The organism is Paenibacillus tabacirhizosphaerae (genome assembly GCF_040812395.1).
Lineage (GTDB): Bacteria > Bacillota > Bacilli > Paenibacillales > NBRC-103111 > Paenibacillus_E.
Map to the genome: position 1 here is coordinate 104,998 of NZ_JBFNXH010000001.1, position 12,485 is coordinate 117,482.

Genomic DNA, 12,485 nt, shown 5'->3' on the forward strand with positions numbered 1-12,485 from the left:
AGGAGGTAATGCGATGAACAAAACTGAGAAAATAGCTATTTGCAAAAAATATCTGCATCGTGAAGTCATGATCAAGAGCAAACAGGGCACCATTAGAGGAACTATTGTTAAAGTAGACAATAACAAAATATATGTAAAAACAACGAGAAAAGGAAAAAAAGCATACGTTTCATTCCTGCCCTTTATTCTTCCACTCGTTTTATTCGACCTCTTAGCCATAGCACTTATTGATACAAGACCCTGGTGTAATCCACTATCCCCCCAAGTATAAAACGTTAAAGCGCATCGCAGGATGCGTTTTTTCATGAAAAAATGTCACAATTTGATCGTATTCTTTTCAAAGATGTAGATTGCTGTACCCATAATGAGGATCCAAGCTTGTATAAATAAAGCCTTGAACTCGCTATTCCATCAAGCTTTCCGGTTCTTCACTTTTCCTGGAAAAGTAAGGAATAAGCAAAGCAAGTATCATGACGCGTGAAAAGCCAAGAAGTATGTTTACATATCATATATTATGTAAACATAAAAGGAAAAGCTCTCTGATTTGAGCTTCTCCTTCTTGTTACAATTTTACCGCTTTGCCGGCAGTACCCAAATTCGTTCATCCCGCTCGATCACATCAACTGGAGTCTCAAAGAAATCCGTCAGTTGCTCACTCGTCAACATCTCGCGTAGCTCCCCGCTCTGGAAGACCTCTCCCCTTCGCAGCAGCAAAGCGTGGCGAAAAATAGGCAATATCTCCTCCGTATGATGCGTCACATAGATCAAAGTTGGCGCATCCGCGTCTTGCGCAAGATAGTCGATCGCTTCCAGCAGCCGCTCGCGCGAGAAAAGATCAAGACCATTACAGGGCTCATCGAGAATGAGCAGCTTTGGCGATGCCATCAAGCTTCTGGCGATCAGCAGCTTCTGTTTCTCGCCTTGGGAGCATGACTGGAATGTCCTCCCTTTCAGATGTCCACAACTAAGCTGCCGCATGAGTTGATCCGCCCTCGCCCACTCTTCGGCGGTTGGATTCTCATACAACCCAATCGTCGCAAATTTTCCGCTAACGACGATATACTCCGCCTTATCATTCATATACAGCTTATCCTGGAGTGATGAGCTGACCCAACCGATTTCTTTGCGCAGCTCTCGCAAATCAACAGAACCGAAGCTATTTTCAAGAACCTTAACAGTTCCATTTGTTGGCCAAATATAGCCATTAATGATATTAAGCAAAGTCGTTTTGCCTGAGCCATTCAAACCCAGAATGGCCCAATGCTCGCCTTTTTTTACACGCCAATTGATTGCCTTAAGCAGTTCCTGCTCTTCTCTACGATAAGTAGCCTGCTGAATATGTATGATCTCTTCCATCTAAATCCCCTTCTTTCATCCATTCCCGGCTAATTTTTGATCGGATGGCAGTAAGGTAGCAAGCAAGCCCAGAAGCGGTAAGTACGCGCAAAGCTTAATGACAAAAGTAATGCTGGTCGCATCAGCAATTGACCCAAGAACTGCCGAACCAATACCTCCTAGTCCGAAGGCGAGACCAAAGAACAATCCTGCAACCATACCGACTCGTCCAGGAAGCAGCTGCTGCGCATATACGATGATAACCGAGAAACCTGACATCAGAATTAGACCTATACAAATGAGCAGGACAATCGCAATGGTTGGACTTACATAAGGCAGCAGCAACGAGAATGGTGCTGTCCCCAGGATCGAGAACCAGATAATGTTTCGCTTACCGAATCGATCCGCGAGCGGACCGCCGAAAAATGTGCCCGCCATTCCGGCAAACAAAAGCACAAATAAATAAAACTGTGATTGCTTAATGGTCAATCCGAACTTTTCAATAAGAAAGAATGAATAATACCCGTTCATACTCGCGAGATAGATAAACTTGGAGAACAGCATCACGATTAGAATCGAAACGGACAGTGCAACAACCCGTTTATTAAGCTTCAGCTCCCTCTTCAGCTTCGTACGCACGCTTGAATTCTGTGAGCGCTGCGCGATATCCTGCTGATACCATTTCGCTACACGAAGCAAAACAATCACGGCTAATGCCGCAAACAATGTAAACCAAATCATACTTTTTTGACCAAACTGCACGAATATAAAAGCGGTCAGCAGAGGCGCAATAGCTTGCCCCGTATTCCCTCCTAATTGAAAAATGGATTGCGCCAGTCCCTTCCGCGTTCCTGAAGCAAGATGGGCAACACGAGAAGCTTCAGGATGAAGCACAGCCGATCCAATACCGATTAATACAACGAACCCAAGCAAAACGATGAAGTTATGTGAGTAAGCTAGGCCAGCAACGCCGACCATGGAGAAAAGAAAGCCTGCCGGCAACAAAAATGGCATAGGTTTAGCATCCGTATATAGGCCAATGAGCGGTTGAAGCAAGGACGCCGTCAGATTTAAAACCATCCCGATCAAGCCGATTTGGCTGAAAGTAAAATGAAGGGATTCATGTAAGACCGGAAACATGGACGGAATAACCGTTTGGATCGTATCGTTCAGAAAATGTGCGAAACTAACCGCAAAAAGAATGGAGAAAGCCATAGCGTTCGCCTGTTTTCCTATTGCTTGTGTATTCATTGTCATCTCTCCTTTTTAATAATTCGTCATATCGTCTGACGTTTAAATGTAAAAGAAAACCTTAGCGAAGTAATTGCTCCAGCTCTCTTTTCACGCCTTCCAAATGTTCCAGCGTACACGCTACCGCCGCAATAGCGTCTTGATCACGAATTGCTTCATAGAGCCTAATGTGCTGTTCTGTATAATGGTTATTAAGTTCAGGATCGGCTGTATGCTTATCAAGCGCAACCCGAAGCACTTGCGAGAAAGTACGATATAAATCTACGGTAACCGGGTTTTTCGTAGCCGCAGCCACCGCTACGTGAAACGCAATGTCTGCATCCAGATAAAGCTTGCAATCCCCAGAAGCCAGATGCTTATTGCGCAGCTCTAAACAATCGTGAATTTGCGCCAAGTCGTGCTCGTCACGCCGCTCCGCCGCTAATCTGGCAATCTCTACATCCAGCATGAAACGCAGTTCATACACATCAAGCACCTCCGCGCGGCGCAAGCGGTAGTCCAGCGGCTCCTGCACGCTCGTTACACCCATAACGAAGGTGCCATGACCTTGGCGTTTCTCTAACAGACCAGCATGTGCGAGCACGCGAACCGCTTCACGAATCGTAGAGCGGCCTACGCCGAATTGCGCCATCAATTCCGGTTCAGTCGGAATTTGCGTGCCGACGGGCAGATCGCCCAGCGAGATTTTCGCTTGTAGTTGCATGACGACATCATCGACGATTTGCCTTCGCTGTACCGTTTGGAAAGATATCCCTCCTAAATTCATCTGATGATCTCCTTTTTCGTTTTTCATTATATTACCAGAATGATTTTGACATTTCCACTCTTTTTTACGATCTACCATTTTGCTGAACCCACTGCTATACTAACAACAAGAAGAAAACGTAGAGGTGACAACACCGATGAACATCATTAAAGTGAAAGACCGCAATGAACTAGAGAAGAAAATCCCCTCAATGCCTTGGTATGTAGAGAAATTCATTAACTATAAACTTCCTGATCTGTCTCCTTCCTCTTTGCTTGAGTATGTTCGCGATTACGAGATTTTTTTCTCCTGGCTTTTAGCCGAAGGTTTGTCTTCAGCTCCATCCATGACACAAGTTCCCCTTGAAGATTTGGAGAAATTGCACATGGACTCTGTCGACAATTTCCGCATGTTTCTTGCCACGCGCAAGGAGCAGGCCAACGTGAAAACAACCATCAATCGCAAGCTCTCCGCCCTCCGGTCGTTGTTTCATTATTTGAGCCAGATTGCTGAGGACGAGAACTTCTATCCGCTTCTCAAGCGCAATGTGATGGCCAAGATAGAGATCAAGCGTTCGCACAAACCAAAGGACACAGCGGCGAAGCTTGAAGGCAAGCTCCTGCAAGAACAGGAAATTATTGAATTCATCGACTATGTGCAGCATGGTTACGAGCACGACGTGGCAACTAATAAACAAGCAACTTACTCCTATGAGCTGAACAAAATACGCGATAGCTGCATTATCACATTAATTCTGAACTCCGGTCTCCGCGTCTCTGAAGTCTTCAATCTGAATGCCGATGACATTGATCTGAAGAAAAAACTAACCCATGTTTATCGCAAAGGTAAAAATGACGATACCTTCAAAACGCCGGTTTATTTCCGTCAGGATGCGATACAAACCTTAACCGACTATTTGGCCATTCGTTCGAGCCGCTACAAACCTGCAAAAAAAGAAAAAGCCCTCTTCCTTGCCATAGCAAATGGCAAAAAAGAAGGCGAACGGATGACCAAAAGGGCTCTGCAAGAAATGGTCATCAAATATGCCAAACGATTCGGCAAGCCTTACCTGTCCGTTCATAAGCTCCGCCACTCGTTCGCGACCGATTATTACTTGCAGAATGATTTGTACAAGACGCAAGAACAACTCGGACACGCCTCGCCGGAAACAACTCAAATCTATGCGCATCTCACGGATAAAACGATGGCTGAAGCCATCGACAAACGTTCGGAATCCTGAATACTACTTCAGGATTTCTTCGATTTTGGCAAGTTCATCCGGCGAGAACGCCAAATTGTTCAGCGCAGCTACATTCTCCTCGATTTGAGACACGCGGCTTGCACCAATCAACGCAGAAGTCACTCGCTCGCCGCGAAGCACCCATGCCAGCGACATTTGTGCTAAGCTTTGGCCACGGGAACTCGCCAGTTCATTCAGTTGATTAATTTTCGTAAGCTTATCTTCCGTGATGTCCTTCGTGTTCAAGAAAACGCTCTTGCCCCCGGCTCTGGAATCGGTTGGAACGTTACCTGATACATACTTGTTCGTCAACAATCCTTGAGCAAGCGGACAAAATGCGATGCTGCCTGCGCCAAACGCATCCAGCACATCCTGCAAACCATCCTCAATCCAACGATTCAACATGCTATATGACGGCTGATGAATAAGGAGCGGTGTGCCCAATCCCTTCAAAATTGAAGCCGCTTGCTGGGTTTGCTCAGCCGTGTAATTGGAAATTCCCACGTACAAAGCTTTCCCTTGACGAACGATTTGGTCTAGAGCCCCCATCGTCTCTTCAAATGGCGTGTTTGGATCAGGGCGGTGCGAGTAGAAAATATCGACATACTCAAGACCCATCCGCTTCAAGCTCTGATCGAGGCTGGAGATTAGATTTTTCTTAGAACCCCATTCACCGTAGGGACCTTCCCACATGTGATAGCCTGCTTTTGTTGAAATAATCAGTTCATCACGATAAGCACCCAGATCGCTCTTCAGCACTTTCCCGAATAATTCTTCCGCAGATCCTGGCGGCGGTCCATAGTTGTTCGCTAAGTCAAAATGCGTAATGCCTAAATCAAAAGAACGAAGCAGCATCGCTTTACCATTCTCGTGAATATCCAATCCACCGAAATTGTGCCATAACCCCAAAGAGATCGCCGGAAGCTTCAAACCTGACTTGCCTGTGCGATTATATTTCATTTCTGCATACCGAGTTGCGCTTGCCTGATAGACCATGATGTGTCCTCCTTAGAGTTAGAAAACTTACTTCCTTGTCCTAGTATAGGCTAACTGTCTCAACAAAAAAAGAACTGAAAAAAACGTGCCTTACTCACTTGGAGGTTAGTTATTCCTTTTTAAAGAGATATTATCCGCCCGTTAAGAGCTGCCAGATCGCTTCGAGAATCTGATCATTCATCTATGTATGACCACTGCTGTAGCAGCATTATCTTTCGAAAATGGATGCAAGCTTATCATGATGCGATTCTAACCATGCTACTTTCTCCGTCGTGTTATCAATGATATCAGCAAGGACACCCTGTGCGTCGACACCGTCTAAATATCTGCCCAGAAAGTGAACAAACACATCCAATCTGCGAAGTTCAATGAGCTGAGGAATCAAGCGCAGTTCATCATCCTTCAAATCAATAAACGGCCTGTACCCTTCATAGAAGGCAGCACACAACTCCCACAACTTCATTTCGGGCAACGCTGGATCAATCAAATCCGACAAGCATACTGCGAGTTCCATCACACGAACATCTTCCGTAACAAATTCAAAATCCAATACAGCGGCGATTTCATTATTAGGATGTATAAGAAGATTCGAACCATTAATATCTCCGTGAACCAGTTGATGAGGCAGTTTTTTTAATTCGGGAATAGCTTCATAGAAGGCAAGGAATCGATTCCAAATATATTGAAGCGTCGTTTTTTTAGCCTCAAAGGCTTCAGGAGGATATAGGCAAAATTGTTGAATCGCCTCCGGAGTACATCGCGGATGGATCTGCTCAATTTCATAATAAGGTGAATAGACTGGTTTTAAATTCAATTCAATCACTGCCAGCGCTTTCGACAGCTGTCCGACAGCCGCTCCGAAATAACGCACCTGATTCGCATGCTCCCATACAGGATTACAACCTTCGGTAAACGTAAATAAAGCTGCCAGCTTGCCTTCCTCCGAGTCAATCGCTTTAATCGTCCCTCCATCAGGCAGCGGGATTGGAATGGGAAGCCGGTAAGGAAGCTTCTGACACGACAAAGCCATAAGCACAGCATGTTCAAATTGTATTTTTGCCCGATCGCGGTGCGTCTCGTAGATTCGAAGCACGTAAGATGTGCCGTCAACCACTACGAAACGAGTCGTGTTATTCATTCCTCCTGAACCGTTGCGAATTGACTGTTTTTGCCCTGGGAACCAGTGTTCCGGCAAAGAGGTCAGCTGCTCTTCTTGATCTTTTACACGAATCATATGGAACCACCCTTCCTTCAGAATTATACTTGGTAATCGCCTTCCACGGCGTATTCAAAATCTTCAACATCATAGGCCTGAACAGGAATTCCGGCTTCTATTATGCGGTCAAGCATGTCTAATTGATCCGTCAGCACCGCGGCATTTTCTTTGATTGCTGTAAGGATGATTTCCGTTTCGATCGGATCGAAGCTTTCACCATACGCTTCATTATCGATGGCAAATACGACATTCAACGTAACATACTCATTTATTGGAAACGGAGGACTTTTCCGCCAAGGAACGGAAAGAGCCTTCTCAATTTTTTTCTTATTAAAAGATTCCTCGAAAAAGGATATGAGTTCCCCGATCTTTTGTTTTGCATAACCATCGTCTTCAGTTGAGAGCATGATAGGTTCTTCGCTGACTTGAAGTTCGTATAATTCTTGAATGCTTGTATGCGGGATGATATAAGTAACCGGGCATCCTGGAAGCAACAATTGACCATGAACGGCCAACATAACAGCTTCCATAACAAAAGTCCTGGACATAAATGGACCCCCTCCTTCAATCGTTAATAGGCATTATTTCGATATGTTACGGCTGAACTCCTTCTTTCATCAGAACTGGACCGCAACTGTCCGTTATACAAAAAACCGCTAGCCCAACTGATCATTCACATGAGCAGAAGCTAACGGTTGCGTCCAGCGCTATAAACTGCCATCGATCACCTCTTGATCCTGAAACCCATGTTGATACGGCTTCTTGGAAAAGCGGTTTGCGTAGGAAGACGCTACATAACAATCTGGCTTAATGACAGGCACCATGCCCACAGATTCCACTCTCCGAACCATTTCCTGTACGAACTTCGCCGTTTTGTTCCTGTTCTCATCCTCCCCGGCGTCAATATGTATGTACATATCGAAAGTAGCGCCCTGATACAAATGGGGTAAAATGATATCCTCCATGTCACGACGCTTATGCTCATCAAAATACATGGCGATCTCTTCACTCAGCGCAGTTTCTGTTGACAGCTTTTCTTTCACCGAGGTCATGGCGCGCGGTATAATCACCTGACGATAACATGCCCATGCTCCCTTCCCCATGCGCTGTATGACAACCCCTGTTATGAACTTCGTGTGTCCAGGATGCACCTGGCAATCCGTTCCAATAATGAATTTATACACTGCTGCAGGGTCAAGCCGCATGAAATGGAGTATGCGTTCATGAACGGTTTCCAAACTTAATCCTCTTTCTGTTGTGTTCCGGAATTCCAGCGAATGGGTCATCGTTATTGGTCTCAAAGATAAGTTTCTTCCTTTCTCCTTGGAATCAGGAAGAAGCGGGTGCTAGTCGTGCAATCCGCTCCTATCTTAGTATATGGCAAAATCCTTGCAATCGAACCATACCTTCGCGTAAAACGATACCCATGCTCAAGAAATGGACTCCTCTTGCATCAATATCATCAATTTATGCATTTTCTCTATGCCTAATTTCAGGCTTTCGGTCTTCACGCCAAAACAACAGAGATGCTGGATCGTTCCGAAGCCTTACATTGCAAAGCTTCATCTCCCCCTCTTCCAGTTCGAGGATGTTCCATTCTATCTCAGCAGGCGCCAACATGCCTGCCTGTTGAAGGACCTGCTCCATTTCCGCTTCCGCGTCACTCCGGTCATGCCAGAATTTAACGCCATAATAAGCTAGCCCATACTGATTTACTAATGTGCTCGTAAAAATCTGTGAAGTGCTGTTATGCTTTAAAACATAGAGCATTTAAGGTTCCTCCAATGAAAAGCGTTCATCGACTCATTTCCGAAATGAGCTATCCCGTTACCTGTAAGATGATTTCGCCAAAGTTAAACTTTGCTGCGTCGTAAAAAGGCACGATCCCCCGAGGAGGAAAGTGCCTTTGCGGCTATTACAAATACGGATTTTCGTGCTTCGCTTTAAGCATATTCCACCGGCGTTCCACTTCGTCTTCAAACGATTTCAAAGACTCTCCGTACTCCGGTTTCGTCATATGCTTCGTTTTACCCATCGTTTTCAGCCAGTCGGACAGCGGAATCTTCTTACTCTTCTCTTCTGGATTATATGTCAGCGTAGTGACCCCGTGCTCAACCTCATAGAGCGGGAAGAAGCAGGAATCTACCGCTGCGCCTACGATATTTGAGCCTTCTTGATCATCGGACAGCCAGTTTAGCGGACAGGCAATCAGAATTTTCCCATAGACCAGACCTTCATTTTGGGCATACCACTGCGCTTTAGCCGCTTTTTTCACAAGATCCTGCGGGTAGGCCTCCGAGCCGGTAAACACATATGGAATATGCGTAGCCGCCATAATTTGCGCCGTGTCTTTGTGATGGAACACTTTGCCGCCTTGCTTCTTGCCTACGTTAGACGTCGACGTCCGATGGCCGAGAGGCGTTGAATACGAAAGCTGGGCTCCCGTATTCATGTAGCCCTCATTATCGTACTCGAGGATGATCATTTTGTGATTGCGCAGCGCTGCTCCGATCGCAGGTCCCATCCCGATGTCCATGCCGCCGTCTCCCGTAATCATGACGAAAGTAAAGTCATCCTGCAAATTCAAGTGGTCGAGCTCGCCACGACGCTTGCGCTCCCAGAACATCTCTACAACGCCTGACAGGGTCGCTGCGCCGTTCTGGAACAAATTATGGATATACGTCGCTTTGTGTGCCGAGTACGGATAACCGGTCGTTACAACCATCGCACAACCGGTATGAAAGATAGAGACGATATCGCCTTCAATTCCCTTAAAGAAAAGCTCCAGCCCGGAGAAAATACCGCAACCTGGGCAAGCTCCATGCCCCGGAGCGATCCGCTTCGGCTTTTTCGTCAAGGAGCGAAGTGGCGGAATACGAACATTCAGCTTGCCAGAGGTTTCATCAGGCGTGACTGTAATAAGCCCTGTCTTCAGATCCTCATACTTCATCGGTGTTAACACCCGCTTCGGAGCTTTTGCCGGATCTCCAGGCGTGTGCCCGTAGTAATCGAACGGCACTTCAACCTTTCCGCTTTGCATCGCATCGATAGCAAATTGAAATAGATTATGCCCATCTTCGGCATAAAAATCTTTCCCGCCTAAGCCATAAACACGGCTTATGACAAGCGTATCGCGGTTCCCTTCCGTAAACAGTGCGGCTTTAATTTCATTGACCATATTCCCGCCATGGCCGCCATACGAATCAGCGCGATCGCCGACGGTGATCGCCTTCACATGTTTCAATGCAGCAGCGATCTGCTTTGCAGGGAACGGCCGTATCATATTCGGTGCGATCGAACCGGCTTTTATGCCTTTCTCGCGCAGTTGATCCACGACATCCTTAATAATTTCCGATGCCGAGTTCATCAGGAAAACCGCAACTTCCGCATCTTCCATCCGATACAAATCAAGAATCGGATAATCGCGCCCAGTTAGATCAGCGTATGCTTCACGTATTTGATTGTAAACGTCTCCTGCGTTATACATGGCCATTGATTGCTGATAGCAGTTGTTGATATAGTCCGGCTCATTCATGTAAGGGCCAACTGTAATCGGATTATTGCGGTCTAGTGTATCTGGATAACCCTGAGGCCTCTCCCCAACGAAATCTTGTACATCTTCACGATGCGCAAAAGTTTGAACTCTGCGCTTCTGATGTGAAGTGAAATACCCATCCGAAGCCACCAACACAGGCAACCGTACAGCGGGGTCTTCAGCAAGCTTAAGCGCCATAATATTCATATCGTACACGGCTTGCGGATCGCGGCACATGAGAATTGGCCATCCAGTATTCAGCGCGTAATACAAGTCGGAATGATCACCGTGAATGTCCAGCGGACCGGATACTGATCGGCACACTAAGTTCATAACCATCGGGAAACGTGTCCCCGACTGCACTGGCATTTGCTCCAGCATATACAAATAACCATTGGCGCTTGTCGCATTAAATACGCGGCCACCAGCGGTTGAAGCTCCATAACAAACACCCGCAGAGCCGTGCTCGCCGTCTGCAGGAATAAGAACGATATCATGTTGACCATTCGTCTTCATGAGATCCAGGAATTGGGCGACCTCCGTGGACGGAGATATCGGAAAATACCCCATGATATGATAATTGATCTGGTGGGCGGCATAAGCGGCCATCTCGTTACCTGATTCATAAACGATTCGCTGCTCAACTTTCGCCTGTCCCAATTCCTTTTTAATATCAATAGCCATTCGTTAGTTCCACCCTTCTCCCTTGAAATGTCCTCTTTCTAAGAGTTTACGGCTAGATTAAATCGATGCGGCATGCGATGTGCTTCTGCGTATCCATCTTCTTCACGTTCATTGCTTAACGCTTCTGTTGGACAAGCCTGTACACATTTCAAACAACCTTTGCAATATTGATAGTCAATTCCTTGCAGGAACATCTGTGGACGCCCCTTCTTGTCAGGGAGCTCATCCCACACGAAACAAAAGTCAGGGCATACGTTATCGCAAGAAGCGCAGTGAATACATTTATCTTCATGGAAATGCGGCATCATTCCCGCACGTGAAATGCTTAAATCTTTTAATATGCTGTTGCCCGGATTCGTGATGACACCGCCGATTGGCTGTGTGGCATAGCCAAGCACTGGCGTATCGAATCGTACAAAATCAGGCATCGTTTCGCCTTCTGGGAGCGCGTACGTTTGAAACTGAACTTCGTCGTATCCGCGATCGAACGTACGAAGAGCCGGAGCCACCGCCTGCGGATACTTTTTCTCGAGCGATTTGCGAATGACGCCACGCATAACCTCTGGATCAAGAAAATCGCACAACCGGAATAATGCGCCTAGCATCGCCATGTTCACGCGATTTTTCTCCTCAAGCGAAATACCAATGGCATCAATCACCGCGATGGTTCCGCCTTTTAGCTTCATTTTCTCTTTAAGCTCATCCGGCGTTTTCGTCGAATTTACCAATACCGTGCTGTCTTCATAGATTCCGCTGATAACGTTTACAGTCTTGGACAGCGACTCATGAAAAACACCGACCACATGCGGTCGTTCCACAGGAGAGGTATCGCGGATATTCGTTTCCATATCACAGAATCGAATATGCGCTTTTACTGCAGACCCCTTTTTTTCCGATCCGTAAGAGGAAAAGCTTACACCATTCAAGCCTACGCCTACTACACCCGCTTCAGCAAGCATTTTACCTGCTAGATTGGCGCCTAGGCCTCCAATAGATTCCAGTCTAATCTCAAAAAAGCCGAGATCGTTTAATTTGGGCAAAGTTACCATTCCACGTCTCCTTTCAAAAATGAACTGCATCAAAATTGAATAGTATGAATAGTAAGTCTACTTACATTGTAACAAGAAAATTGTGGTAAGCAACTATTTTTTGCCAATAGGGTTCAAAGCAAATAATCGAAAATAAGTCCGCACGCTCCCAAATAGTAGCTTCGCTCCCCATCTTCCTCCAACACGACCTCCTTGGACGAGGTCTCCTCGCACTCTTCACAGACATTTACATAATTTTCATCCAACGGATCAAAGACAACACCGCAAACTTGTGAGCACGCCTTCATCCTCATCGCTCCCCGTTTTCCAATCGGTATCATTGTAAACGCTTGCATATATAATTCTTTTATTATACAGCGGAATCATCCGTTAATACCATAAGTCTTTATTTAATCTTTAGTATATGATTTATGACTTTCACTTGATAAGGTCGA

General features: G+C 46.0%; 13 protein-coding genes. 2 read left to right on the forward strand and 11 right to left on the reverse strand.

The features are described 5' to 3' along the window. The first annotated feature begins 13 nt into the window (after positions 1 to 13). Positions 14 to 271: a hypothetical protein gene (locus ABRS97_RS00385; protein WP_367810917.1), complete on the forward strand. Its 258-nt coding sequence runs from the start codon at positions 14 to 16 to the stop codon at positions 269 to 271. A 299-nt stretch (positions 272 to 570) separates the two neighbouring features. Here the strand turns inward: ABRS97_RS00385 and ABRS97_RS00390 are convergent, their stop codons facing one another. From ABRS97_RS00390 to ABRS97_RS00400, 3 genes are all read right to left on the reverse strand, one after another. Continuing rightward, on the reverse strand, positions 571 to 1,356 hold the full coding sequence (locus tag ABRS97_RS00390) for an ABC transporter ATP-binding protein (protein WP_367810918.1): 786 nt from the start codon (positions 1,354 to 1,356) through the stop codon (positions 571 to 573). A 15-nt stretch (positions 1,357 to 1,371) separates the two neighbouring features. After that, positions 1,372 to 2,586: an MFS transporter gene (locus tag ABRS97_RS00395; protein ID WP_367810919.1), complete on the reverse strand. Its 1,215-nt coding sequence runs from the start codon at positions 2,584 to 2,586 to the stop codon at positions 1,372 to 1,374. Between the two features lie 61 nt (positions 2,587 to 2,647). Continuing rightward, positions 2,648 to 3,352, reverse strand: coding sequence for a FadR/GntR family transcriptional regulator (locus ABRS97_RS00400; RefSeq protein ID WP_367810920.1), 705 nt, complete (start codon positions 3,350 to 3,352; stop codon positions 2,648 to 2,650). 136 nt (positions 3,353 to 3,488) lie between these two features. Between ABRS97_RS00400 and xerS the strand changes: the two genes are divergently transcribed. Further along, positions 3,489 to 4,571 carry a tyrosine recombinase XerS gene (gene xerS, locus ABRS97_RS00405; RefSeq protein ID WP_367810921.1) on the forward strand — a complete coding sequence of 361 codons (1,083 nt, stop codon included), beginning with the start codon at positions 3,489 to 3,491 and terminating at the stop codon, positions 4,569 to 4,571. Positions 4,572 to 4,574: 3 nt separating this feature from the next. Here xerS and mgrA read toward each other — a convergent pair whose 3' ends face one another. From mgrA to ABRS97_RS00445, 8 genes are all read right to left on the reverse strand, one after another. Then, positions 4,575 to 5,567, reverse strand: a complete 993-nt coding sequence (gene mgrA / locus ABRS97_RS00410; protein WP_367810922.1) for an L-glyceraldehyde 3-phosphate reductase — start codon at positions 5,565 to 5,567, stop codon at positions 4,575 to 4,577. A gap of 208 nt (positions 5,568 to 5,775) precedes the next feature. After that, on the reverse strand, positions 5,776 to 6,801 hold the full coding sequence (locus ABRS97_RS00415) for a phosphotransferase (protein WP_367810923.1): 1,026 nt from the start codon (positions 6,799 to 6,801) through the stop codon (positions 5,776 to 5,778). A gap of 23 nt (positions 6,802 to 6,824) precedes the next feature. Then, positions 6,825 to 7,331: an ADP-heptose synthase gene (locus ABRS97_RS00420; protein WP_367810924.1), complete on the reverse strand. Its 507-nt coding sequence runs from the start codon at positions 7,329 to 7,331 to the stop codon at positions 6,825 to 6,827. A 159-nt stretch (positions 7,332 to 7,490) separates the two neighbouring features. Then, complete coding sequence (locus ABRS97_RS00425; RefSeq protein ID WP_367810925.1) at positions 7,491 to 8,084, reverse strand: ribonuclease H-like YkuK family protein; 594 nt, start codon at positions 8,082 to 8,084, stop codon at positions 7,491 to 7,493. Positions 8,085 to 8,250: 166 nt separating this feature from the next. Beyond that, positions 8,251 to 8,553: a hypothetical protein gene (locus ABRS97_RS00430; protein WP_367810926.1), complete on the reverse strand. Its 303-nt coding sequence runs from the start codon at positions 8,551 to 8,553 to the stop codon at positions 8,251 to 8,253. 145 nt (positions 8,554 to 8,698) lie between these two features. Continuing rightward, positions 8,699 to 11,002, reverse strand: coding sequence for a thiamine pyrophosphate-dependent enzyme (locus ABRS97_RS00435; protein ID WP_367810927.1), 2,304 nt, complete (start codon positions 11,000 to 11,002; stop codon positions 8,699 to 8,701). A 38-nt stretch (positions 11,003 to 11,040) separates the two neighbouring features. After that, the gene (locus ABRS97_RS00440) at positions 11,041 to 12,051 is read right to left on the reverse strand and encodes a 2-oxoacid:acceptor oxidoreductase family protein (protein WP_367810928.1); all 1,011 of its coding nucleotides are present in this window, start codon (positions 12,049 to 12,051) and stop codon (positions 11,041 to 11,043) included. Positions 12,052 to 12,164: 113 nt separating this feature from the next. Next, positions 12,165 to 12,338, reverse strand: coding sequence for a hypothetical protein (locus ABRS97_RS00445; protein ID WP_367810929.1), 174 nt, complete (start codon positions 12,336 to 12,338; stop codon positions 12,165 to 12,167). Between the last annotated feature and the right edge of the window lie 147 nt (positions 12,339 to 12,485).

Excerpts from the sequence above, each read along its gene's own strand:
- ABRS97_RS00390 (WP_367810918.1), bottom strand. The coding sequence starts at position 1,356 with ATGGAAGAGATCATACATATTCAGCAGGCTACTTATCGTAGAGAAGAG.
- ABRS97_RS00440 (WP_367810928.1), bottom strand. The coding sequence starts at position 12,051 with ATGGTAACTTTGCCCAAATTAAACGATCTCGGCTTTTTTGAGATTAGA.
- ABRS97_RS00415 (WP_367810923.1), bottom strand. The coding sequence starts at position 6,801 with ATGATTCGTGTAAAAGATCAAGAAGAGCAGCTGACCTCTTTGCCGGAA.
- ABRS97_RS00400 (WP_367810920.1), bottom strand. The coding sequence starts at position 3,352 with ATGAATTTAGGAGGGATATCTTTCCAAACGGTACAGCGAAGGCAAATC.
- ABRS97_RS00385 (WP_367810917.1), top strand. The coding sequence starts at position 14 with ATGAACAAAACTGAGAAAATAGCTATTTGCAAAAAATATCTGCATCGT.
- mgrA (WP_367810922.1), bottom strand. The coding sequence starts at position 5,567 with ATGGTCTATCAGGCAAGCGCAACTCGGTATGCAGAAATGAAATATAAT.
- ABRS97_RS00395 (WP_367810919.1), bottom strand. The coding sequence starts at position 2,586 with ATGAATACACAAGCAATAGGAAAACAGGCGAACGCTATGGCTTTCTCC.
- ABRS97_RS00435 (WP_367810927.1), bottom strand. The coding sequence starts at position 11,002 with ATGGCTATTGATATTAAAAAGGAATTGGGACAGGCGAAAGTTGAGCAG.
- xerS (WP_367810921.1), top strand. The coding sequence starts at position 3,489 with ATGAACATCATTAAAGTGAAAGACCGCAATGAACTAGAGAAGAAAATC.
- ABRS97_RS00420 (WP_367810924.1), bottom strand. The coding sequence starts at position 7,331 with ATGTCCAGGACTTTTGTTATGGAAGCTGTTATGTTGGCCGTTCATGGT.
- ABRS97_RS00430 (WP_367810926.1), bottom strand. The coding sequence starts at position 8,553 with ATGCTCTATGTTTTAAAGCATAACAGCACTTCACAGATTTTTACGAGC.
- ABRS97_RS00445 (WP_367810929.1), bottom strand. The coding sequence starts at position 12,338 with ATGAAGGCGTGCTCACAAGTTTGCGGTGTTGTCTTTGATCCGTTGGAT.